Raw genomic sequence first — 263 nt, 5'->3', positions numbered from 1 at the left:
ATCGGGAAACGGGCGGCGTACCGAAGGCCCTGTCCGGCATGCCGCGCGCAGCGCGATGGTAGCCCGGGGCGCGCGCGGGCGCACGTGGGGCATCATGCAGGCGGTTGGGAACGGTCGGGGCGTAGGCGGCCGGGCGCGCGGCGAATTGCAGGCCGAATCGAATCGCAAGCGGCATGGTACGGATGCGGCGGATACTTCGGATGCCGTGGATACTGATGCCGCCGATGCCGCCGATGGACCGACGGCGCGCGCGCCGTCGGTCC

At 72.2% G+C, this 263-nt stretch carries 1 pseudogene; it reads right to left on the bottom strand.

The annotated features are described in order from the left end of the window. Window positions 1–263, bottom strand: a pseudogene (locus tag SB771_RS35105) (indole acetimide hydrolase); the annotation flags it as partial.

The sequence above is a fragment of the Burkholderia sp. SIMBA_051 genome (assembly GCF_046534915.1).
Taxonomy (GTDB): domain Bacteria; phylum Pseudomonadota; class Gammaproteobacteria; order Burkholderiales; family Burkholderiaceae; genus Burkholderia; species Burkholderia ambifaria.
The sequence above is the reverse complement of the archived record's forward strand: the minus strand, read 5'-3'. Positions and strand labels throughout refer to the sequence as shown.